This window comes from Stappia sp. TSB10GB4, assembly GCF_900185745.1.
Lineage (GTDB): Bacteria > Pseudomonadota > Alphaproteobacteria > Rhizobiales > Stappiaceae > Stappia.
The window spans coordinates 1-21,267 of record NZ_FYAV01000062.1 but is presented as its reverse complement, the minus strand read 5'-3'; the positions used below and the strand labels follow the sequence as shown (position 1 = coordinate 21,267).

General features: G+C 67.9%; 20 protein-coding genes. 14 read left to right on the top strand and 6 right to left on the bottom strand.

The genetic code is table 11. The features are described from left to right. Window positions 1-42: 42 nt before the first annotated feature. The 5 genes from gcvH (at window position 43) to TSB10GB4_RS18505 (ending at window position 5,149) form a co-directional block, all read left to right on the top strand. A complete protein-coding gene (gene gcvH / locus TSB10GB4_RS18525) occupies window positions 43-414 on the top strand; it encodes a glycine cleavage system protein GcvH (RefSeq protein WP_186396961.1) in 372 nt (123 codons plus the stop codon). 3 nt (window positions 415-417) lie between these two features. Continuing rightward, window positions 418-915, top strand: coding sequence for an OsmC family protein (locus tag TSB10GB4_RS18520; RefSeq protein WP_186396960.1), 498 nt, complete (start codon window positions 418-420; stop codon window positions 913-915). Window position 916: 1 nt separating this feature from the next. Continuing rightward, a complete protein-coding gene (gene gcvPA / locus TSB10GB4_RS18515) occupies window positions 917-2,263 on the top strand; it encodes an aminomethyl-transferring glycine dehydrogenase subunit GcvPA (protein WP_186396959.1) in 1,347 nt (448 codons plus the stop codon). A gap of 319 nt (window positions 2,264-2,582) precedes the next feature. Continuing rightward, complete coding sequence (gene gcvPB, locus TSB10GB4_RS18510; RefSeq protein ID WP_186396958.1) at window positions 2,583-4,175, top strand: aminomethyl-transferring glycine dehydrogenase subunit GcvPB; 1,593 nt, start codon at window positions 2,583-2,585, stop codon at window positions 4,173-4,175. Window positions 4,176-4,570: 395 nt separating this feature from the next. Continuing rightward, window positions 4,571-5,149 carry a hemerythrin domain-containing protein gene (locus TSB10GB4_RS18505; protein WP_186396957.1) on the top strand — a complete coding sequence of 193 codons (579 nt, stop codon included), beginning with the start codon at window positions 4,571-4,573 and terminating at the stop codon, window positions 5,147-5,149. Window positions 5,150-5,253: 104 nt separating this feature from the next. On the opposite strand, the gene TSB10GB4_RS18500 is transcribed toward TSB10GB4_RS18505, so the two are convergent. Continuing rightward, window positions 5,254-6,399, bottom strand: coding sequence for a site-specific DNA-methyltransferase (locus tag TSB10GB4_RS18500; protein ID WP_186396956.1), 1,146 nt, complete (start codon window positions 6,397-6,399; stop codon window positions 5,254-5,256). Window positions 6,400-6,797: 398 nt separating this feature from the next. Between TSB10GB4_RS18500 and TSB10GB4_RS18495 the strand changes: the two genes are divergently transcribed. Next, the gene (locus TSB10GB4_RS18495) at window positions 6,798-8,279 is read left to right on the top strand and encodes an AMP nucleosidase (protein WP_186396970.1); all 1,482 of its coding nucleotides are present in this window, start codon (window positions 6,798-6,800) and stop codon (window positions 8,277-8,279) included. A gap of 18 nt (window positions 8,280-8,297) precedes the next feature. Here TSB10GB4_RS18495 and TSB10GB4_RS18490 read toward each other — a convergent pair whose 3' ends face one another. Both TSB10GB4_RS18490 and mutY read right to left on the bottom strand, forming a co-directional pair. Further along, window positions 8,298-8,846, bottom strand: a complete 549-nt coding sequence (locus TSB10GB4_RS18490; protein ID WP_186396955.1) for a 2OG-Fe(II) oxygenase — start codon at window positions 8,844-8,846, stop codon at window positions 8,298-8,300. Window positions 8,847-8,967: 121 nt separating this feature from the next. After that, window positions 8,968-10,062, bottom strand: coding sequence for an A/G-specific adenine glycosylase (mutY, locus tag TSB10GB4_RS18485; RefSeq protein WP_186396954.1), 1,095 nt, complete (start codon window positions 10,060-10,062; stop codon window positions 8,968-8,970). A 160-nt stretch (window positions 10,063-10,222) separates the two neighbouring features. Between mutY and TSB10GB4_RS18480 the strand changes: the two genes are divergently transcribed. The 8 genes from TSB10GB4_RS18480 (at window position 10,223) to TSB10GB4_RS18445 (ending at window position 18,007) form a co-directional block, all read left to right on the top strand. Beyond that, window positions 10,223-10,771 carry a DUF721 domain-containing protein gene (locus TSB10GB4_RS18480; RefSeq protein WP_208984870.1) on the top strand — a complete coding sequence of 183 codons (549 nt, stop codon included), beginning with the start codon at window positions 10,223-10,225 and terminating at the stop codon, window positions 10,769-10,771. Window positions 10,772-10,921: 150 nt separating this feature from the next. After that, entirely contained in the window at window positions 10,922-11,560 is a 639-nt protein-coding gene (locus tag TSB10GB4_RS18475) for a DsbA family protein (protein ID WP_244570961.1), read from the top strand. Window positions 11,561-11,643: 83 nt separating this feature from the next. Continuing rightward, window positions 11,644-15,114: a chromosome segregation protein SMC gene (gene smc / locus TSB10GB4_RS18470; protein ID WP_186396953.1), complete on the top strand. Its 3,471-nt coding sequence runs from the start codon at window positions 11,644-11,646 to the stop codon at window positions 15,112-15,114. 215 nt (window positions 15,115-15,329) lie between these two features. After that, a complete protein-coding gene (locus TSB10GB4_RS18465) occupies window positions 15,330-15,692 on the top strand; it encodes an AtpZ/AtpI family protein (protein ID WP_186386943.1) in 363 nt (120 codons plus the stop codon). A gap of 80 nt (window positions 15,693-15,772) precedes the next feature. Then, entirely contained in the window at window positions 15,773-16,531 is a 759-nt protein-coding gene (locus TSB10GB4_RS18460; protein WP_186386942.1) for a F0F1 ATP synthase subunit A, read from the top strand. A gap of 78 nt (window positions 16,532-16,609) precedes the next feature. Then, on the top strand, window positions 16,610-16,837 hold the full coding sequence (locus TSB10GB4_RS18455) for a F0F1 ATP synthase subunit C (RefSeq protein WP_067220716.1): 228 nt from the start codon (window positions 16,610-16,612) through the stop codon (window positions 16,835-16,837). Between the two features lie 110 nt (window positions 16,838-16,947). Continuing rightward, on the top strand, window positions 16,948-17,517 hold the full coding sequence (locus TSB10GB4_RS18450; protein WP_186386941.1) for a F0F1 ATP synthase subunit B: 570 nt from the start codon (window positions 16,948-16,950) through the stop codon (window positions 17,515-17,517). A gap of 10 nt (window positions 17,518-17,527) precedes the next feature. Beyond that, window positions 17,528-18,007 carry a F0F1 ATP synthase subunit B gene (locus TSB10GB4_RS18445; protein WP_186386940.1) on the top strand — a complete coding sequence of 160 codons (480 nt, stop codon included), beginning with the start codon at window positions 17,528-17,530 and terminating at the stop codon, window positions 18,005-18,007. Between the two features lie 443 nt (window positions 18,008-18,450). Here TSB10GB4_RS18445 and TSB10GB4_RS18440 read toward each other — a convergent pair whose 3' ends face one another. The 3 genes from TSB10GB4_RS18440 to TSB10GB4_RS18430 all read right to left on the bottom strand — a co-directional run bounded on the left by TSB10GB4_RS18440 (window position 18,451) and on the right by TSB10GB4_RS18430 (window position 20,761). Continuing rightward, entirely contained in the window at window positions 18,451-19,113 is a 663-nt protein-coding gene (locus tag TSB10GB4_RS18440; RefSeq protein ID WP_186396952.1) for a ribonuclease HII, read from the bottom strand. A gap of 118 nt (window positions 19,114-19,231) precedes the next feature. Beyond that, window positions 19,232-20,371: a PA0069 family radical SAM protein gene (locus TSB10GB4_RS18435; RefSeq protein WP_186396951.1), complete on the bottom strand. Its 1,140-nt coding sequence runs from the start codon at window positions 20,369-20,371 to the stop codon at window positions 19,232-19,234. A 156-nt stretch (window positions 20,372-20,527) separates the two neighbouring features. After that, a complete protein-coding gene (locus tag TSB10GB4_RS18430) occupies window positions 20,528-20,761 on the bottom strand; it encodes a hypothetical protein (protein WP_186396950.1) in 234 nt (77 codons plus the stop codon). Window positions 20,762-21,267 lie beyond the last annotated feature (506 nt).

Sequence of the window (21,267 nt, the reverse complement as noted above, 5' to 3'; positions counted from 1 at the left end):
ACAACCTGAAGCGGCCTGAAGGCCTTCCGGAGGACAAGTGAAATGAGCACCCGCTACACCGAAGATCACGAGTGGATCACCGTCGCCGGCGACGTCGCCACCGTCGGCATCACGACGTACGCCCAGGAACAGCTCGGCGATGTCGTCTTCGTCGAACTGCCCGAAGTCGGCCGCACGGTCTCCAAGGGCGACGAGGCGGCGGTCGTCGAGAGCGTCAAGGCGGCCTCCGAGGTCTATGCCCCGCTCGACGGCGAGGTGGTCGAGGCCAACAGCGTGCTGGCCGACGAGCCGGGCAAGGTGAACGAGGATCCGGAAGGGGCGGCATGGTTCGTCAAGATCCGCATGTCCGATGCCTCGCAGCTCGACGACCTGATGGATGCAGCGGCCTACAAGGCCTATGTCGAGACGCTCTGAGCGATGGCACGGCATCTCTACCGGGCCGATGTGAGCTGGCGGCGGCAGGGCGACTTCGCCGCCAATGCCTATAGCCGCGGCCATGACTGGTCCTTCGACGGCGGCATCATCGTGCCGGCCTCGGCCTCGCCGAGCGTCGTGCCGCTGCCCAACTCCGTCGAGGCGGCGATCGACCCGGAAGAGGCCTTCGTCGCGGCGATCTCGAGCTGCCACATGCTGTGGTTCCTCGACCTTGCCCGCCGCGACGGGCTCATCGTCGAGAGCTATGTCGACGCGGCCGAGGGCACCATGGAGCGGGTCGCACCGGCCAAGATGGCCGTGACCCGTGTGGTGCTGCGCCCGCGGATCGTGCTGGCCGGCGACACGCTGCCCGAGCCGGGCCGGCTCGACGCCCTGCATCACAAGGCCCACGAGGCCTGCTTCATCGCCAATTCCGTGAAAAGCGAGATCGTGGTCGAGGCCTTGCCCGCCACGCTTGCCGACAACCCCCAAGGAGCGTGACATGCGCTATCTGCCGCTGTCCGATACCGACCGTGCCGACATGCTGGCGCGCGTCGGCATTTCCGACATGGATGAGATCTTCGTCGATATCCCCAAGAGCGCCCGCATCGACGGGCTGCTCGACCTGCCGCGCCGCCAGAGCGAGTTCGCCGTCGAGCGCGACCTGACGCGCATGGCCGGAAAGAACGTCGCCGCCTCCTCGGTGCCGTTCTTCGTCGGTGCCGGCGCCTACAAGCACCATGTGCCGGCCAGCGTCGACCACCTGATCCAGCGCTCCGAATTCCTCACCTCCTACACGCCGTACCAGCCGGAGGTGACCCAGGGCACGCTGCAATATCTCTTCGAGTTCCAGACCCAGGTGGCCGCGCTCACCGGCATGGAGGTCGCCAACGCCTCCATGTATGACGGCTCGACCGGCACGGCCGAGGCCGTGCTGATGGCGCACCGGGTGACCCGCCGCAACAAGGCGGTGCTGTCCGGCGGCCTGCACCCGCAGTACCGCCAGGTGGTCGAGGGGCTGAGCGCGATGGCCGGCGACCGGGTCGCGGCGCTGCCGGCCGACCCCGCAGGCACCGAGGACATTCTCGCCGCCATCGACGACGAGACCTCCTGCGTCGTGGTGCAGTCGCCGTCCTTCTACGGCCAGCTCATCGACCTGAAGCCGATCGCCGAGAAGGCGCATGCCCATGGCGCGCTGTTGATCGCCGTCTTCACCGAGGTGGTGTCGCTGGGCCTGATCGAGGCGCCGGGCGAGCAGGGCGCCGACATCGTCGTCGGCGAGGGCCAGTCCATCGGCAACGGCCTCAATTTCGGCGGTCCTTACGTCGGCCTCTTCGCGACGCGGCAGAAGTTCATCCGCCAGATGCCGGGGCGCCTGTGCGGCGAGACGGTCGATGCCAATGGCAAGCGCGGCTTCGTGCTGACGCTCTCGACCCGCGAGCAGCACATCCGGCGCGACAAGGCGACGTCGAACATCTGCACCAATTCGGGCCTGTGCTGCCTCGCCTTCACCATCCACATGACGCTGCTCGGCGGCAACGGATTGGCGAAGCTCGCCCGCATCAACCACGCCAATGCGGTGAAGCTGAAGGGCGCGCTGGAAGGTGTTGCCGGCGTCAAGGTGCTCAACGACGCCTTCTTCAACGAGTTCACCGTCAAGCTGCCGAAGCCGGCGGCCGAGGTGGTCGAGGCGCTGGCCGAAAAGGGCGTGCTCGGCGGCGTGCCTGTGTCGCGGCTGGAGCCGGGCAAGGCCGACCTTGCCGACCTGCTGCTCGTCGCATCGAGCGAAGTCAATTCCGACGAGGACCGCGCGGCCTTCGTCGCGGCACTGAAGGAGGTGCTGGCATGAATATTCGATGGCACTCCTGCTTCGAGAAAATGAACGAAGCACTAGATACAATGTTGTCCTTTGATATGCCTGCGAAAAATAATATAGCACATGCATATAAGGAAATATTGGTTCTTACTAGGAATGATTTTCCAGATTCATGTTTGGGCTCGTATGATGAATATGTGGGTTTGATAAATAAATATAAGAGAAATGATGTTAGGAGAGGAATTCATTTTGACAGCGTGAGGAGTTCATCTCTGGCGGAGATATCTACGGCTTTCGTTGAACTCTATCGGTGCGTCGCTATCGCATATTACACAGACAAGGGAGCTGCGGCATGAGCATGAACAACCAGGGCCGTCCGTCCGCGCCCAGCGAGACGGCGCTCACCAGCGAGCGTGCGACCTTCACCGGCAACAAGGCGCTGGCGATGGAAGAGCCGTTGCTCTTCGAGATCGGCCGCATGGACGTGTGCGGCGTCGACCTCGACGAGGCGGAGGACTTCGCGCCGGCGCTGGGCAGCCATGCCCGCAAGGCGGTGCCGGACCTGCCGGCGCTGACCGAGCCGGAGGCGATGCGCCACTATGTGCGCCTGTCCTCGAAGAACTACGCCATCGACGCCGGCCTCTACCCGCTCGGCTCCTGCACGATGAAGCACAATCCGCGCCTCAACGAGAAGATGGCGCGCCTGCCGGGCTTCGGCGACGTGCATCCCTTGCAGCCGCTGTCGACGGTGACCGGCGCGGTCGAGCTGATCAGTGAGCTGGCGCATTGGCTGGTCACCATGACCGGCATGAGCGCGGTGGCGATGAGCCCGAAGGCCGGCGCGCATGGCGAATTGTGCGGCATGATGGCGATCAAGGCCGCGCATCAGGCGGCCGGGCGCGACCCGAAGATCGTCCTGGTGCCGGAATCGGCCCATGGCACCAACCCGGCGACGGCAGCGCTCCTCGGCTACAAGGTGGTCTCCATCGAGGCGCGCGAGGACGGCACGGTGGATCCGGCGGCGGTCAAGGCGCGCATTTCCGAGCATGCGGGCGACATCGCCGGCGTCATGCTGACCAACCCCAACACCTGCGGCCTGTTCGAGCGCGACATCATCGCCATCGCCGAGGCGATCCACGCCGCGGACGGCTATTTCTACTGCGACGGCGCCAATTTCAACGCCATCGTCGGCAAGGCCCGTCCGGGCGACCTTGGCGTCGACGCCATGCACATCAACCTGCACAAGACCTTCTCCACCCCGCATGGCGGCGGCGGTCCGGGGGCAGGTCCCGTGGTGCTGTCGGAGCGCCTGGCGCCGTTCGCCCCGCTGCCCTTCCTGCGCAAGGGCGAGGGCGGCATCGAGTGGGTGGAAACGGAGGCCGAGCTCAAGGACGGCGAGCAGCCGTTCGGCCGCATGACCGCCTTCCACGGCCAGATGGGCATGTATGTGCGCGCGCTCGCCTATATGAAGAGCCACGGCGCCGACGGGTTGAGGCAGGCCTCCGAGGACGCGGTGCTCAACGCCAACTATGTGCGCGTCGGCTTGCAGGACCTGATGAGCCTGCCGTTCGGCCAGCGCTGGTGCATGCACGAGGTGCTGTTCGACGACAGCTTCCTCAAGGACACCGGCGTCACCACGCTCGACTTCGCCAAGGCGATGATCGACGAGGGCTACCACCCGATGACCATGTATTTCCCGCTGGTCGTCCACGGCGCGATGCTGATCGAGCCGACGGAATCGGAAAGCCGCGCCTCGCTCGACCTGTTCATCGCCACCATGCGCGACCTCGTCATGAGCGCGCAGAAGGGCGAGACCGACCGCTTCAAGGGGGCGCCGTTCCATGCCCCGCGCGGGCGCCTCGACGAGACGCGGGCGGCGCGCAGCCCCGTGCTCAAGTGGGAGCGCCCGGCAGCGACCGCGGTGCAGCCGCAGGCCGCGGAGTAACGCCGGGGGGGTCACGCCGGCTCGATGACACGAACGCCCGGCCCCGCGCCGGGCGTTTTCGTTTGGGGGTGGGGAAGGATCTGCGCGCCGTCGCGACCGCTCTGGCAGCCAATGGGCACCGGGTCGCGCTGCGCTTGCCCGGTGTGACGGCAGAGAGGATGCGAGGCCTTTCGCCAATCTGCCCGGCTGTTATCCCGGTCCAGCCTCCCCCTCGGAGGTCATCCCGGCCGCGCGTAGCGCAGAGCCGGGAACCATTGGTGCCCTCAGCCGCCGTAATGGGGGCGATGCGTGCGGTTCGCAAGGAGGGGTATCGCTGCCCGATCCGGCGTCGTCGCCTTGACCTTGCACCCCATCTTGCCGCATGAGGCGGGCAGCGAAACGTCAGGAGCGGCAGTGTGACGGACGATCTCGACAGGCGGCAGGGGCTCAACGAGGAATTGCTGTATCTCTTGCGCCGCCATCCGCGCGAGGGCTGGGACGACAATGCCGGTCTTGGCGATCTCGCCCGCTTCTGGCTGTCGCGGCACGACGGCTTCCGCCAGCTCGGCGGGGCGCTGAGCGATGCGCTGACGCGGTTTCGCGAGGGCGAGGTCGAGGCGATGCAGTTCGGCGGCTATTTCGCGCCGCGCCTGCAGCACTTCCTGAGCGAGCTGCACCATCACCACATGATCGAGGATCAGCATTATTTCCCGGTCTTCGCGGCGGCCGAGACGCGGCTCAAACGCGGCTTCGACATCCTGGAAAACGATCACGAGCTGATCCACGAGCGCATCGGCCGGGTGATCGCCAGCGCCAACGGCTTGCTGGGCCTCTTGGAGGGCGGCGACAGCGACCGCATCCGCCGGGCGGCGGACACCTATGCCGCCGACAGCGACCTGCTGGTGACCGGCCTGCTGCGGCATCTCGACGACGAGGAAGACCTGATCGTGCCCTTGATGATCGAGCGCGGCGAGGGGCCTCTCGGCGTCTCGTGATCCGGGCGCCGGATGCGGAACCGCCCCCGCCGGAGTGTCCGGTCGGAGGCGGCCCATCGCGCGGGGAAGCGCTTCTCAGAAATGGTAAGGCGCCGGATCGGGTCTCAGGCGGCGTTGGCGCCGCGCAGCGTCTCGCGCAGCGCGTCGATGGGCTTCAAGGTGCCGGCGTCCTCATAGTGCCAGTAGGTCCAGCCGTTGCAGGCTTCCAGACCCTGCACCAGGGCGCCGACCTTGTGGATCGAACCGGCATGGCTGCCGCTGGCGAGCGAACCGTCGGCGCGCACGGTGGCGCGCTTGCGGCCCTTCGCGCAGGTGAGCTCCGCCCCCGGCGCCAGCAGGCCGGCCTCCAGCAGGTTGCCGAAGGGAATGCGCGGGGCGGCGCGCTTGCCCTGGCTGATCGCCAATGCCGCGTCCTCCGCCGGCGTGACCGCCGCGATGCGGGCATTGGCGGCGTCGATATAGTCCTGCTCGCGCTCGATGCCGACGAAATGCCGGCCGAGCCGCCTGGCGACGGCGCCGGTGGTGCCGGTGCCGAAGAAGGGGTCGAGCACCACGTCGCCCGGATTGCTGGAGGCAAGCAGCACCCGGTAGAGCAGGCTTTCCGGCTTCTGGGTCGGATGCACCTTCTGCCCAGAACCATCCTTCAGCCGCTCGCCGCCGGTGCAGATCGGCAGGTTCCAGTCGGAGCGCATCTGCAAATCGTCGTTGAACGTCTTCAGGGCTTCGTAGTTGAAGGTGTATTTCGCGTCCCTAGACTTCGACGCCCAGATCATCGTCTCATGGGCATTGGTGAAGCGTTTGCCGCGGAAATTCGGCATCGGGTTGGTCTTCAGCCACACGACATCGTTGAGGATCCAGAAGCCGAGATCCTGCAGGATCGCGCCGACGCGGAAGATGTTGTGATAGGAGCCGATGACCCACAGGCCGCCATCCGGCTTCAGCACGCGTCGCACGGCCATCAGCCAGGCGCGGGTGAAGGCGTCGTAAGCCTCGAAACTGTCGAACTGGTCCCAGTGGTCGTCGCAGGCATCGACCCGCGACTGGTCCGGGCGGTGCAGATCGCCGCCGAGCTGGAGATTGTAGGGCGGGTCGGCGAAGACGAGATCCACCGACGCCCTCGGCAGGCGCTCGAGAGCCGCCACGCAGTCGCCCTTGATGATCGTGTCCAGCCAGTCTGCACTGGAAGCGGTCGATCGGGCCCGGAAGGAGTGGGGTGCCACGACGGGCACCCCGATACGCTGTACACTCATTGCGACGCAGAACCTCACGCAATTACGAGCATCATGGTTACCGCGTCTGGTAAATCGGGAGTTAAGGCGCTGGAGAAAAAACGCCTTTTGAATCAATCCTCTGTTTACCTTTCCCGGCCGTCGCGGGCGCACTGCTTCGCTTCGTTAACGAGAGGGCGCAAGGGGCCTCCCGGCAAGTTTTGCCTAATGCTCTGGAGCGCTTGCGGATTTTCGCGGGGCCGGGCCGGCGCTGTTGCGGAATGCAAGACCCCGGCGCCCGGAAGGTTAACGGCGGCCGGGCAGGAAGCGGCCGCGGTGGCCGTTCAGAAAAATCTTTTCGGGCCATGAAATAAATTTCATACTGGCTTGCCAGAATAACAACAGAAGAAAGGCACCTCATGGGCATCGACACCTCGAACATGGACCGTCCGGAAGATCTGGCGGTGCTCGAACCGCCGCACACGCCGTATCAGGCCTTCACCGATGCCGGGGCCGCCGTCGAGCGACTGCGGGAACTGTTCGAGGCCAACACCGCCTTCCTGCGCGAGGCCTTCGCTGAGTTCCTCGCCGGCCGCATTCCGCAAGGGCGGGTGCGGGCCTGCTATCCGGAAGTGCGGATCGCCACCGCCACCCATTCGCGCATCGACAGCCGGCTGTCCTATGGCTTCGTGTCGGGACCGGGTGTCCATGCGGCGACGGTCACGCGCCCGGACCTGTTCGGCTCCTATCTGAAGGAGCAGATCGAGCTGCTGCTGCGCAACCACGAGGTGCCGGTGGAGGTGGGGACCAGCGCCCTGCCGATCCCGCTGCATTTCGCCTTCTATGACGGCACCCATGTGGAAGGGGCGGCCGAGGTGCTGCAGCGCCCGCTCGCCGATGTCTTCGACCTGCCGGATCTGTCGATCCTGGACGATGCCATCGTCAACGGCACCTATGAGGCGCCGCCCGGCGCGCCGCGGCCGCTGGCGCCCTTCACCGCGCCGCGCGTCGACTATTCGCTGCACCGGCTGCAGCACTACACCGCGACGGCGGCCGAGCATTTCCAGAACTACGTCATCCTGACCAACTACCAGTTCTATATCGACGAGTTCTGCCGGCTGGCGCAGGAACTGATGGCTGATCCGGCCAGCGGCTACACCTGCTTCGTCGAACCGGGCAACCTGGTGACGGAGGCGGGCTGCGAACGGTGCGACGGACCGGGCCAGCGGCTGCCGCAGATGCCGGCCTATCACCTGGTGCGCCCGGGATCCTCCGGCGTCACCATGGTCAATATCGGCGTCGGCCCGTCCAACGCCAAGACGATCACCGACCATGTGGCGGTGCTGCGCCCGCATGCCTGGCTGATGCTCGGCCACTGCGCCGGCTTGCGCAACAGCCAGAAGCTCGGCGACTATGTGCTGGCGCATGGCTATGTCCGCGAGGACCATGTGCTGGACGCGGACCTGCCGACCTGGGTGCCGATCCCGCCGCTGGCCGAGGTGCAGGTGGCGCTGGAACGGGCGGTGGAGGAGATCACCGGCCTTGCCGGCTACGAGCTGAAGCGGGTGATGCGCACCGGCACCGTCGCCTCGATCGACAACCGCAACTGGGAACTGCGCGACCACCGCGAGCCGGTGCAGCGCTTCTCCCAGTCGCGCGCCATCGCGCTCGACATGGAATCGGCGACGATCGCGGCGAACGGCTTCCGCTTCCGCGTGCCCTACGGCACGCTGCTCTGCGTCTCCGACAAGCCGCTGCACGGCGAACTCAAGCTGCCGGGCATGGCGACGGATTTCTACAAGCGGCAGGTGGCGCAGCATCTGCGCATCGGTATCCGCAGCATGGAGATCCTGCGGGCGATGCCGCGCGAGCGGCTGCACTCCAGAAAGCTGCGCTCCTTCGCCGAGACGGCGTTCCAGTAAAAAGGGACGCCGCCGCGTTCAGCGGAACTGCGGCCCGTGGCACCAGCAGGTGAGCGAGTACCGCCGGCCGAAGGAGACGGGCGCCACCCGGTGCAGCATGAAGGAGGCGAACAGCGTGGCATCGCCGATGCCGCGCTCCGCCGTCCACAGCGCGCTGCCGAGATTGACCTGCAACTCGCCGCCCCGATAGGTGGCCGGATCGCTGAGCTGCACGACGATGGTCAGCTTGCGGCGCCGGGCGATGGGACCGTCGCCGATGTCGGAATGCCAGTCGTAATGGCCGGCATCGCTCTCGTCATAGGTCGCGACCTGCAAGCGCTCGCCGAACTCGGTGATGGCGAAGTCGAACTGCTCACGATTGGCCTGCGCCACCGCCGCAACGATCCGCTCCATCACCCAGGCGGCGCTGCCGGTGTCGTCGAGCCAGGCGATCCTTGCCCGGCGGATGTCCTGATGCTGCTGGCCGCCGACGAGGCCGCCCGCCGCCATCTGCGCCTCGTCCGCAAGACGGATGACCTCGCGGGCTTCTTCTTTGGAAAACAATGCCGGAATGGAATGCGTGAACATCGGCCGAAGTCTCCGCAACGGCTAGGGTCAGCCCCCTAACGGCTAGGGGCAGCACCCTAAAGGTGCGCGTCTATGCGGCAGTTCCCCGGAAAACGCAATCGAATTGGGAGGGCCCCTTGCGTCAGGCGGAAAGCCCCGCCTCGACCGCCTTGCGCATCACCGTCGGCAGCGCCTCGCCGGCCAGATCGGATGGGGGCGACCACCAGCAGCCCTCGGGCGCGGCAAGGCTCATCGGCGCCGACGCATGCCAGACCGCAAGCTCCAGATGGAAATGCGTGAAGGTGTGCCGGACGTCGCTGGCAACGCGGCTCCAGCGCAGCCGCGCGGCGGCAAGCTCCGGCGGCAGCAAGGTGACGTCGCCGCCGTCGATGTCCTCTCCCCAGGCGCTCACCGGCGGCTCGCTCATGCCGCCGAGCAGGCCCTTCGGCGGGCGGCGGCGCAGCAGCACCGCGCCGTCCTGGCGCTTCACGACGAAGGCGAGGCCGAAGCGGGTGGGCTTGGCCGCCTTGCGCTGCTTGACCGGCAGGGTCTCGGCGATGCCGAGGCGTCTCGCCTCGCAAGGGGCGGACCAGGGGCAGAGCGCGCAGGCGGGCTTGCGCGGACTGCAAAGGCTGGCGCCGAGATCCATCATCGCCTGGGCGAAGTCGCCGGGCCGCTCGCGCGGCACCATCCGTTCGACGGCGGCGCGGATGTCGGGTTTGGAGGCGGGCAGCGGCGTCTCGATGGCATGCAGGCGCGAGGTGACGCGCTCGACATTGCCGTCGACCACGGCGGCCGGCCGGTCATGGGCGATGGCGGCGATGGCCGCCGCCGTATAGGGGCCGATGCCGGGCAGGGCGCGCAAGCCCTCCTCCGTGTCCGGAAAGACGCCGCCATGCGCGGCGACGACGGCCTCGGCGCAGGCCTTGAGATTGCGCGCCCGCGAATAATAGCCAAGCCCCGCCCAGGCCTTCATCACCTCGGCTTCGTCGGCCGCCGCAAGATCCGCGACCGTGGGCCAGCGCTCGGTGAAGGCGGCGAAATAGGGCTTCACCGCCTGCACCGTCGTCTGCTGCAGCATGATCTCGGAGAGCCAGACCCGGTAGGGATCGGGCGCCTCGCCCTGCCGGCGATCGCGCGGGGCGACGCGCCAGGGCAGCACGCGGGCGTGGCGGTCGTACCAGGCAAGCAGGGCGGCGGCGAGATCGGCTGCGGGGGCAAGATGCGGTGCGGTCATGGGACATCAGAATCGGTGCTGCGGTCGCGATTGCAAGGGCGCGCTCCCCCCGCGGGCCTGCGAGCTGTGGATGGCGGGGTTGCTGGGACAGCGGTGACGAACCGGTCCTTGCGCGCGAACTGTCGCAAAAGGGTCGCAATTCATGCATGAAAAAGGAGACATGTCTGATTCGCGGCACTCTCGACCGAAGGCAGGAGCGAGCCCCGGCTATATGCGCCGGGTGACGCGCGCGCGCCCGCTTGCCGACCTGATCGGCAAGACGCTGGAGCCGGCCTGCCGCAAGCGCGGCTTTGCCGCCGCCGATCTGCTGTCCGACTGGCCGGAGATCGTCGGCGAGCGCTATGCCGGCCGGGTTCAGCCGGTGCGGCTCGACTGGCCGCGCGGCGGCCGGGACGGCGCCTTCGAGGACGTGCCGCGCCCGGCGACGCTGGTGGTGCAGACGGACGGGGCGACCGCGCTGCTGCTGACCCATGAGATGCCGCAGCTCGTCGAGCGCATCAACGGCTTCTTCGGCTGGGCCGCGGTGGAGCGCGTCCGCATCCTCCAGCGCCCGGTCACCGACCGCCGCCGCAAGCCGCCGCCAAAGCTGCGCCCGCTCACCGGCGCCGAGGAGGCCGAGCTTGCCGAGCGGCTCGTCGCCGTGGAGGGCACGCCGCTGGGCGCCGCACTGCAGCGGCTGGGCCGCGCGGTGCTCGCCCGCACCCGCTGAGGCTGCTCGCGATCTTGTGAAGCCGGCGGAACTGCGCCGGTTTCCGCGCTCCCAATGCCGCCACAATGTGGGTGTCGTTTGAAATTCGCGCAAAAGGCGATTAACACGAGCTAACGCCGATAGATCCTTTCATTGAGTGGGAAGACACCCGTGAGCCTGAACCGTCGTCAGTTGATCCTGCGTTCCTCCGCCGGCCTGCTTGTGGCCGGCGCCATGCTGCCGGCGCTGCCGGCCTTCGCCCAGACGGTCGATGTCGAGGAACTGATGCAGCCGGGCGCGCTTCCCGACAAGGTGCTGGGCAGCGAGGACGCGCCGCTGACCATCGTCGAATATGCCTCGATGACCTGCGGCCACTGCGCCAATTTCCACAAGAACACCTATCCGCATATCAAGAAGGAATACGTGGAGACCGGCAAGGCGCGTTTCGTCTTCCGCGAGTTTCCGCTCGACCCGGTTGCCTCCGCCGCCTTCATGCTGGCACGCTCGGTGCCGGAGGAGAAATATTTCGACGTGATCGAGTTCATGTTCGCCGAGCAGCGGGCCTGGGCCTTCACCCAGGACCCCTACAACGCGCTGCTGAACTTCGCCAAGCAGATCGGCTTCACCCAGGAGACCTTCGAAAAGACCCTGACCGATCAGGCGCTGCTTGACGGGATCAACGCGACGCGCGACCGTGCGTCCAGCAAGTTCGGCGTCAACTCGACCCCGACCTTCTTTTTCAACGGGAACAAGGTCAGTGGTGCGCTTACCCCCGAGGAATTCGACAGGCAGGCTGCCAAGCACCTCTAGGACCGTTCGCGCCGGTCGCAGCGGGGCTGTGGCCGGTATCACGCCCGGCCCGATCCTTCGGCAACGCCTGTGACGCGGCCGCGATGAAGTTCAGCAAGCTCCGCGTCCTCGGTTTCAAGTCCTTCGTCGAACCGATGGAATTCATCATCGGCGACGGCCTGACCGGCGTGGTCGGGCCGAACGGCTGCGGCAAGTCCAATCTCGTCGAGGCCCTGCGCTGGGTCATGGGCGAGAACTCCTACAAGAACATGCGCGCGTCCGGCATGGACGACGTCATCTTCTCCGGCAGCCTCAACCGCCCGGCCCGCAACACCGCCGAAGTCACGCTGTTCCTCGACAATGCCGACCGCACCGCGCCGGCCGGCTTCAACGACAGCGACGCGCTGGAGGTGACGCGGCGGATCGAGCGCGAGGCGGGCTCCAACTACAAGATCAACGCCCGCGACGTGCGCGCCCGCGATGTCCAGCTTCTGTTCGCCGACGCCTCGACCGGCGCCCGCTCGCCCGCCCTCGTGCGCCAGGGCCAGATCGGCGAGCTGATCGCCGCCAAGCCGACCTCCCGCCGCCAGATCCTGGAAGAGGCCGCCGGCATTTCCGGCCTGCATTCGCGCCGTCACGAGGCGGAGCTGCGCCTGCGCGCCGCCGAGCAGAACCTGGACCGGCTGGAGGATGTGCTGGTCCAGATCGACGGCCAGCTCGACAACCTGCGCCGCCAGGCCCGCCAGGCGAGCCGCTTCCGCAACCTCTCCGCCGAGATCCGCTCGGCCGAGGCCGGGCTCTACTACCTGCGCTGGCTCGACTGCCGCGACAGGCTGACGGCGGCGGAGGCCGAATTCACGGAAGCCGAGGAGGGGGTGCGGCTGGTCGCGCTGGCCCAGGCGGAAGCGGCGAAGAACCAGGCGATTTCCGCCCACAAGGTGCCAACGATGCGCGAGGCCTCGGCCCGCGCCGGGGCGGCCGTGCAGCGGCTGGTCATTGCCCGCAACGAACTGGACGGCGAGGAGCGCCGCATCCGCGAGCGCCTGTCGGACCTCTCCGGCCGCCTGCAGCAGCTCCAGCAGGACATCGCCCGCGAACAGGCGCTGGTCGGCGAGAACGACGAGCATCTGTCGCTGCTCGCCGAGGAAGAGGAAGAACTGCGCGGCGAGGACCTGTCGCAGGAAGAGCGTGCCGAGGAGGCCCGGCTGGCGGTCGCGGCGGCGGGCGAACTGGTTGCGGCGGCTGAGGAGCGGCTGTCGGCGCTGACCCAGCAACAGGCCGGCATCGTCGCGCGGCGGCGGCAGCTCGAGGAGGCGCATCGCACGGCGGTCCAGCGGGCCGAGCGGCTCCTCGCCCAGCATGGCGAGGCGGAAGCGCAGGTGGTGGCGCTGGAAGCCGATATCGAGGGCGCCCCGGCGCTGGAAATGGGGCGCGAGGCGCTGCTCGACGCGGAAGGCCGGCTGGATCTGGCTGAAGAGCGGGTGCTGGAGGCGGAGGAGCGCACCCGCGCCCGCCGCGCCGCCGTCGAGGCCGCGCGCCAGCCGCTTGGCGACGGGGAGGCGGCGCTGTCGCGGCTGGAAACGGAAGCGCGCACGCTCAATGAGGTTCTGTCCGCCGGGCAGGCAGGCGAATGGCCGGCCGTGGTCGAGGCGATGACGGTGGAACCCGGCTTCGAGACGGCGCTGGGCGCCGCGCTCGGCGAGGATCTCGACGCACCGGTCGGCGGCGAGGCGCCGATGCGCTGGAGCGGCGAGGCGGCGGATGGAGGGACGCTCGCCGCCGATCCGAAGCTGCCGGATGGCTGCCGTCCCTTGTTACAGGTGGTGCGGGCACCGGCGGCGCTGGCGCGGCGGCTTGCCCAGATCGGCCTTGTCGATGAGGGCGGGGCGGATCGTCTCATGCGGCAGTTGAAGCCCGGCCAGCGGCTGGTCAGCCGCGCGGGCGCCGTCTGGCGCTGGGACGGCTTCGTGATTTCCGCCGATGCGCCGACGGCGGCGGCGCAGCGCCTTGCCCGCAAGAACCGGCTGGCGGCGCTGGACCTGGAGATCGCAGCCGCCGCCGAGCGGATGGACGCCTTGCGCGAGGCGTTCGCTGCGGCCGAGGCGGCGCTGCGCATGGCGGCCGATGCCGAGGACGGGACCCGCCAGGAGGTGCGCGCGGCCCGAGGCGCCGCCGATGCGGCGCGCCAGGAGGTGCTGCGGCTGGAGCGCGCCCATGCCGAGGCCGAGGCGCGGCTTGCGGGCTTGTGCGCCACCGTGGAGCGGCTGGCCGGCGACCTTGCCGAGGCGCGCGAGGCGGCGGAGCTGGCGGCCGCCGCGCTGGAGGAGATTTCCGGCAGCGAGGGATTGCAGGGCGCCATCGACGCGGCACGGGCGGAAGCGGCGGAAGCGCGCGCGGCGCTGTCGCGCGAGCAGGCGGCGGCCGACGGTCTGGCACGCGAGAGCGATCTGCGCCGCCGCCGGATGGAGGCGATCGCCCGCGAGCGGGCGAGTTGGATCGCGCGCGCGGCCGGCGCCCGCCAGCAGATCGAGGTGCTGGGCGAACGCATCGCGGCGGCCGAGGACGAGCGGATGGCGCTGATGGAGGCGCCGGAGGACATCGAGCTGAAGCGCCGGGCGCTGCTGAGCGAGATTTCGGCCGCCGAGGAGGCGCGCCGCGCCGCCGACGACGCGCTCGCCGCCGCCGAGGCGAAACAGCGCGAGGCCGACCAGCAGGCGCATCAGGCGCTCACGATGCTGGGCGAGGCGCGCGAGCGGCGCATCCGCGCCGAGGAACGGCGGGCCGCCGCATCGAGCCGCAAGAGCGAGATCGAGGCGCGAATCGACGAGACGCTGGAAGTCGCCGTCTCCGCCCTGCCGGGGCTGGCCGGGCTTAAGGAGGGCGCGCCGCTGCCCGATCCGGAAGGGATCGAGCGGCGGGTGGAGCGGCTGAAGGGCGAGCGCGAGCGGCTCGGCGGCGTCAACCTGCGCGCCGAGGAGGAACTGTCGCAGATCGAGGGCCAGCGGGGCACCTTGATCAGCGAGCGCGACGACCTGATCGAGGCGATCAAGCGGCTGCGCGGGGCGATCTCCAACATCAACCGCGAGGCGCGCGAGCGCCTGCTGTCGGCTTTCGACACGGTGAACGGCCATTTCCAGCGCCTGTTCACCCATCTGTTCGGCGGCGGCACGGCCGAATTGCAACTGGTCGACGCGGAAGACCCGCTCGACGCCGGCCTCGAGATCATCGCCCGCCCGCCCGGCAAGAAGCCGCAGACCATGACGCTGCTGTCGGGCGGCGAGCAGGCGCTGACGGCGATGGCGCTGATCTTCGCCGTGTTCCTGACCAATCCGGCGCCGATCTGCGTGCTCGACGAGGTCGACGCGCCGCTCGACGATGCCAATGTCGAGCGCTATTGCGACCTCCTGGACGAGATGACCCGCAGCACCGCCACCCGCTTCGTGGTGATCACCCACAACCCGATCACCATGGCGCGGATGAACCGCCTGTTCGGCGTCACCATGGCCGAGCGCGGGGTTTCGCAGCTCGTGTCCGTCGATCTGCAGACCGCGGAGCGGTTTCGCGAGGCGGTCTGAGCGCCTCCCGCGCCGTGCAATGCAGCACGGTCCTGCGAAGACGGCTCCCGGACAGTTCGACGCAGGGCGTCTTTTGCCATGAAAGGTGTGATATTACAGGGGCTTGACGGTTTTTTGCGTGTTCTTGACAGGGGCAGGGGCGCCGACTATGGTGCGCCCGGCTTCCAGGGGTCGGCGACCTGCGCCGGAGCGTATCGGGAAAGGGGACTTTAGCGATGTCTCCCGACGAGGACGAACCGGGTTCGCGCGGATTGCGGCCAACGGAAGCGGAACTGTCCGAGCGAAGAAGCCGGCTGGCACGGGCGCTCGAGGAAAAGGCGACGCAGGCCGAAGGGCCGAAAAGCGGGTCGTCCTCGGGCACGGGACAGGGGTATGCTCAGGCCATGAAGCTGTCGACGGAGTTCGTCGCCGGCGTTCTGGTGGGGGCTGCCATCGGCTGGATGATCGACAAGGGGTTCGGGACGAGCCCCTGGGGCTTGATCGTCTTCCTCCTGTTGGGCTTTGTCGCGGGCGTGCTGAACGTCTTGCGGTCCGCCGGTCTGGTGGCCGAGCCGCATGACGGGTCGCGCGACGGATAGTTCGAAGCTGAATTCAGGCCGGTTCGCGACGGGGTCGCGCGCCGGCATGTCATGCGACCGCTAGACGAGGGGCTGACCCGGTGGCGAACGATCCGATCTCGCAGTTCAAGATCACCAAGCTCGTTCCGATCGAGGTCGGCGGCCTCGATCTTTCCTTCACCAATTCCTCGCTGTTCATGGTGGCGACCACGGCGGTCGTCGCGGCCTTCCTGATCCTGTCGACCAGCGGGCGCGGGCTGGTTCCGGGGCGCTGGCAGTCGGTCGCGGAAATGTCCTACGAATTCGTGGCGAACACGCTGAGAAATGCCGCCGGCAACGAGGGCATGCGCTTCTTCCCGCTGGTGTTCTCGCTGTTCATGTTCGTGCTGATCGCCAACCTGATCGGCATGTTCCCCTACTTCTTCACCGTCACCAGCCACCTGATCGTCACCTTCGCCCTGGCGATGCTGGTGATCGGCACGGTGATGGTCTACGGCTTCGCCAAGCACGGCGCGAAGTTCCTGAAGCTGTTCACCCCGGCCGGGGTGCCGCCGGTGCTGTACATCCTGGTGACGCCGATCGAGATCATCTCGTTCCTGTCGCGCCCGGTCAGCCTGTCGGTTCGTCTGTTCGCCAACATGCTGGCGGGCCACATCACGCTGAAGGTCTTCGCCGGCTTCGTCACCTCGCTGATCGCGGCCGAAGGCCTCGGCATCATGGGTCCGGTGTTCTCGATCCTGCCGCTGGCGATGACCGTCGCGCTGACCGGCCTGGAATTCCTGGTGGCGTTCCTGCAGGCCTATGTTTTCACGGTTCTGACTTGCATGTACCTCAACGATGCCCTGCATCCGAGCCACTAAGAGTCAGTTTGGTTCGGCCCCGCAATAAGGCGGGGCCGTCGTTACGTCGCTGCAATCTCACCTCAAGGAGCTAGTGTCATGGAAGCTGAAGCAGCAAAGTACATCGGTGCGGGTCTCGCCTGCCTTGGCATGGCCGGTACCGCTCTCGGCCTCGGCAACATCTTCGGCAGCTACCTTTCGGGCGCCCTGCGCAACCCGTCTGCCGCCGATGGCCAGTTCGGCCGCCTCATCTTCGGCTTCGCCGTGACCGAGGCGCTCGGCATCTTCTCGCTTCTCGTCGCCCTTCTCCTGCTCTTCGCCGTCTAAGACGTCGGATTGCGTCAGCGACGCAAATTCTCCGGCCGGGGGCATGACGCGCCCGGCCGGCGCTTCGCGCAAGCCGCGATGCGTGCATGGCTGCGGCATTGGAGATGATAATGGCCACGACCGGCGCCGAGACCCAACACGATAGCTCTACCCACGCTGTCATCGAGATCCCGGCCGACGAACATTCGGTCGGCACGTTCCCTCCTTTCGACGGGGCGACCTACGCATCGCAGCTTCTCTGGCTGGCGATCACCTTCGGCGTGCTCTACTGGATCATGACCAGGGTGGCGCTGCCGCGCCTCAGCGGCATCCTGGAAGATCGCCGCGACCGGATCGCCGGCGACATCGCCGAGGCGAACCGCCTGAACGACGAGAGCAACGCCGCGATCGCCGCCTATGAGCAGGCGCTGGCGGAGGCTCGCAACAACGCGCACAAGATCGCCCTGGACACCCGCGAGAAGCTGAAGGCCGACATCGACCGTCGCCGCGCCGAGACCGAGAAGGGTCTCTCCGAGAAGCTGGCGCAGGCCGAGGCCCGCATCGCCGAGGTCAAGGCCGCCGCGCTGGGCAACGTCAGCGAGATCGCCCGGGACACCACCAGCGAGCTGGTCGAGGCCCTGATCGGCAAGGCGCCGACCGCGACCGAACTCAACAAGGCCGTCGATACGGCGATGAAGTGAGGACAGCCTGATGGACGCTTCTGCATGGGCTCTCGTCGGCCTCGTCATCTTTCTCGGGCTGATCGTCTACATGAAGGTCCCCGGCATGGTCGGGTCCTCGCTGGACAAGCGGGCTGACACGATCCGCAAGGAACTCGAGGACGCCCGCCGGCTGCGCGAGGAGGCCCAGGCCCTGCTCGCCGACTACCAGCGCCGCCGCCAGGAGGCCGAGAGCGAGGCCGAGGGCATCGTCGCCGAGGCCAAGCGCGAGGCCGACCGCCTGACGCTGGAGGCCAATGCGGCCCTGGAGGACCTGATCGCCCGCCGCACCGTGGCCGCCGAGCGCAAGATCGCCCAGGCCGAGGCCCAGGCGATCGCCGAGGTGCGCTCGCGCGCCGCCGATATCGCGGTGGCCGCCGCCGAGACGATCCTTGCCAAGAAGGTCGCCGGCAGCGTTGGCGACGACCTGCTCGCCAAGAGCATTCAGGAAGTGAAGACCCGCCTCAACTGAGCCGGGACCTTCCCATTCCGCTTCGAGACGGCCCCTTCGCGGGGCCGTTTTCGTTTGGGGCGGCGCTGTGCGAAATACGCGTTGCTGGGGTGTTCCGCTCCTTCGCACGGGCCTCTCCTTGGCGTCCTCCCGGACGAGGCCGAAGGCCGACGATCCGGGACCGGGGAGGCACGGCGGTTGTGGTGTTGTTCGGGAGTGCCTTCGTGAGGCCCTCGGCTCTCCGATCCCGCATCTGCGCTGCGCTGCGTGCGGGATGACGCGGGGAGGGGGTGCTTTCTCCTCCGCCGCTCTGGCAGCCAATGGCCCCCGGATCTCGCGATGCTCGTTCGGGGTGACGCAGGGAGAGGGTGACGCGTGGGAGGACGCCGGGAGGGGGCGTGCATGCGGGATCGCGGCACAGGGCGCGCGAGCGCCTCGCGCGTCCCTTATGCCTCGCGCGTCCCTTACGCCTCGCGCAGGCCGAGCGCCACGGCGACCGGGCGGAAGCTGCGCCGGTGCAGCGGGCAGGGACCCTGGCGGGCGAGCGCGGCCGCATGCTGCGCGGTGCCATAGCCCTTGTGGCCGGCAAAGCCGTAGCCGGGAAACAGGCTGTCCACCCGCGTCATCAGCCGATCGCGGGTGACCTTGGCGACGATCGAGGCGGCGGCGACGCACAGAAGGCGGCCGTCGCCCTTCACCGCCGCCTGTCCGGGAGCGGGCAGGTCCGGCGGCACGTCGCGCCCGTCGATCAGACAGGCGAGCGGGGCGAGCGGCAGGGCGCGCGCGGCGCGGGCCATCGCCTGCAGCGTTGCCGCGCGGATGTTGCGGGCGTCGATCTCGCGCGGCGAGGCGAGGGCGACGGCGACGACGGCGGTCGCGAGAATCTCCTCGTAGAGCTGCTCGCGCCGCGCCTCGCTGAGGGTCTTCGAATCGGCGAGCCCGTCCGGAACCGCCGCGTGGTCGAGAATGACGGCGGCAACGGCGACGGGACCGGCCCAGGGGCCGCGGCCGGCTTCGTCGATGCCGGCGAGCCGCCCGTCGAAACGGCGGGAAAGCTCCCGCTCGGCCGCCGGATCGAGCGTGGCCGGCAGGGCAAGCTGAAGGGTGGACGAGAGCGCGAAGACCATGCGCCCACCGTTCCGGCGCCGGCGCCGACGTGCAACAGAAATCTTCGCGCAATGCACCGAAGCATGGCCGCCGCGAGCCGGCGGGCTGACGTCCGGGTCCGGCAAAGGACCGGCAGGCCTAGAAGAGCTGGAGTTGGACGCCGCCGGCAGTCGGGGGGAGGAACAGGTCGGTTGCCAGCGGCTTGCGGTTGCGGTTGAGGCCGAGCCGCTTGCAGGCGAGCGCAAAGCGGTTGGCGAGCTGCTTGGCATAGGGCCCGTCGCCGCGCATCCGCTTGCCCCACTCAGCATCGTAGTCCTTGCCGCCGCGCATCGAGCGGATGAGGTTCATGACATGGCGGAAACTGTCCGGCCGGTGCCGCAGCAGCCAGTCGCGGAACAGCGGACTGACCTCGATCGGCAGCCGCAGCAGGATATAGCCGGCGCCGGTGGCGCCGTTCTCGCTGGCCGCCTCCAGGATCTTCTCCATCTCCGAATCGGTCAGCGCCGGGATCACCGGCGCGACCATCACCGAGGTCGGAATGCCGGCCTGCGACAGGCCGCGGATCGCCTCCAGCCGCTTGGCCGGCGTTGCCGCGCGCGGCTCCATGGCGCGGGCGAGCTTGCGCTCCAGCGTCGTCACGGAGAGGGCGACGCGCACCAGCCCGCGCTCGGCCATCGGCGCCAGGATGTCGAGATCGCGCAGCACCAGGGCCGACTTGGTGACGATGCCGACCGGATGGTTGCACCGGTCGAGCACGGCGAGGATCTCGCGCATGAGTTTCCGCTCGCGCTCGATCGGCTGGTACGGGTCGGTGTTGGTGCCGATGGCGATGGTGCGCGGGCTGTAGCCGGGCCGCGACAGCTCCCGCTCCAGCAGCTCGGCGGCATTCGGCTTGACGGTCAGCCGGGTTTCGAAATCGAGACCGGGCGACAGGCCGATATAGGCGTGGCTCGGCCGGGCGAAGCAATAGATGCAGCCATGCTCGCAGCCGCGATAGGGATTGATCGAGCGGTCGAAGGAAATGTCGGGCGATTCGTTGCGGGTGATGATGGTGCGCGCCCGCTCTTCCTGCACATGGGTCTTGAGCGGCGGCAGGTCGTCCAGCGAGCCCCAGCCATCGTCGAAACTGTCGCGGCTTTCGCGCTCGTAGCGGCCGGCCATGTTGAGGCCGGCGGCCCGGCCGCGGCCGCGATGGGCGTTGACGCTGGCCGACAGCGCCTCCTCGGAGGCGTCCGTCGGATCGGGGGCGGTATTGCGCGACGGTGCCGGAGTGGCCATGGGAGGTCCCGGATGTTCCCTGTTGTCGATACTCGGAACATAACAGGAACAAATGGACCTGGGAAGCGGGCAGGCGAGACGTGTCGGGGGCAGACGGCAGATCGCCCCGTTTCCGGCAGGGGAAACAGGGCGACCGGGCAGGAAGAGGGAGCGGTGTCAGCCGCCGCTGCTCTCGAGCAGGACCGTGTACTCGGCCTCGGAGAGCACGCCATTGCCATCGGCATCGGCGGCGGCGAAGGCCTCCTCGGTGACATTCGGCAGCACGGCGATCACCTCGCTGAAGGTCAGGTCGCCGCTCTGGTCGAGATCGGCCGACGCGAAGGACGTGTCCTGAGCGTAAGCGGAGCCGGCAAAGGTCAGAGCCGCAAGGGCGATGAGCAACTTCTTCATGATATTGGCCTCCGTGAGCATTCAGTATTCGGTGCCGCAGGTCTTGGTCTGTTGGCGCCGGTGGCGGCGTCGTGCCGTCCACGAGGCAAAAACTGGAAGCCCATCTTGGCTCGTCCGCGGTGTATGCAGGGTTATTTCGGGGAAAAAACATGGCATAACGAAGATGTGACCGGAATGTGAGCAGAAAAGCCGCGCCGTTATGAGGGGAATCGGGCGAAAATTGGATGAGATACTTTGTATTACTTAGGTAGATAAAGCATTGTTGAAAATGTCAGGCCGATGCGAGGGCTGTTGCCTTCCGCCCCGGTGGCAGCGCTGAGGTCGGAACGGGATCGGTTGGGGTTACAGAGGGAGGAGAGACCACGCCTTTTGGTCAGTCCGTCATCAACTCATATCGTTGAGGTGGTCTCTCGTTCTGGCGTTGAGGATGACGACGATCTTTCGCATGAGGGCTGTGAGGGCGACGATTGGCTTCTTTCCGTTTGCGATCAGCCTGTGGAAGACGG

Excerpts from the sequence above, each read along its gene's own strand:
- gcvH (WP_186396961.1), top strand. The coding sequence starts at position 43 with ATGAGCACCCGCTACACCGAAGATCACGAGTGGATCACCGTCGCCGGC.
- TSB10GB4_RS18520 (WP_186396960.1), top strand. The coding sequence starts at position 418 with ATGGCACGGCATCTCTACCGGGCCGATGTGAGCTGGCGGCGGCAGGGC.
- gcvPA (WP_186396959.1), top strand. The coding sequence starts at position 917 with ATGCGCTATCTGCCGCTGTCCGATACCGACCGTGCCGACATGCTGGCG.
- gcvPB (WP_186396958.1), top strand. The coding sequence starts at position 2,583 with ATGAGCATGAACAACCAGGGCCGTCCGTCCGCGCCCAGCGAGACGGCG.
- TSB10GB4_RS18500 (WP_186396956.1), bottom strand. The coding sequence starts at position 6,399 with ATGAGTGTACAGCGTATCGGGGTGCCCGTCGTGGCACCCCACTCCTTC.
- TSB10GB4_RS18495 (WP_186396970.1), top strand. The coding sequence starts at position 6,798 with ATGGACCGTCCGGAAGATCTGGCGGTGCTCGAACCGCCGCACACGCCG.
- TSB10GB4_RS18490 (WP_186396955.1), bottom strand. The coding sequence starts at position 8,846 with ATGTTCACGCATTCCATTCCGGCATTGTTTTCCAAAGAAGAAGCCCGC.
- mutY (WP_186396954.1), bottom strand. The coding sequence starts at position 10,062 with ATGACCGCACCGCATCTTGCCCCCGCAGCCGATCTCGCCGCCGCCCTG.
- TSB10GB4_RS18480 (WP_208984870.1), top strand. The coding sequence starts at position 10,223 with ATGTCTGATTCGCGGCACTCTCGACCGAAGGCAGGAGCGAGCCCCGGC.
- smc (WP_186396953.1), top strand. The coding sequence starts at position 11,644 with ATGAAGTTCAGCAAGCTCCGCGTCCTCGGTTTCAAGTCCTTCGTCGAA.
- TSB10GB4_RS18465 (WP_186386943.1), top strand. The coding sequence starts at position 15,330 with ATGTCTCCCGACGAGGACGAACCGGGTTCGCGCGGATTGCGGCCAACG.
- TSB10GB4_RS18455 (WP_067220716.1), top strand. The coding sequence starts at position 16,610 with ATGGAAGCTGAAGCAGCAAAGTACATCGGTGCGGGTCTCGCCTGCCTT.
- TSB10GB4_RS18450 (WP_186386941.1), top strand. The coding sequence starts at position 16,948 with ATGGCCACGACCGGCGCCGAGACCCAACACGATAGCTCTACCCACGCT.
- TSB10GB4_RS18445 (WP_186386940.1), top strand. The coding sequence starts at position 17,528 with ATGGACGCTTCTGCATGGGCTCTCGTCGGCCTCGTCATCTTTCTCGGG.
- TSB10GB4_RS18440 (WP_186396952.1), bottom strand. The coding sequence starts at position 19,113 with ATGGTCTTCGCGCTCTCGTCCACCCTTCAGCTTGCCCTGCCGGCCACG.
- TSB10GB4_RS18435 (WP_186396951.1), bottom strand. The coding sequence starts at position 20,371 with ATGGCCACTCCGGCACCGTCGCGCAATACCGCCCCCGATCCGACGGAC.
- TSB10GB4_RS18430 (WP_186396950.1), bottom strand. The coding sequence starts at position 20,761 with ATGAAGAAGTTGCTCATCGCCCTTGCGGCTCTGACCTTTGCCGGCTCC.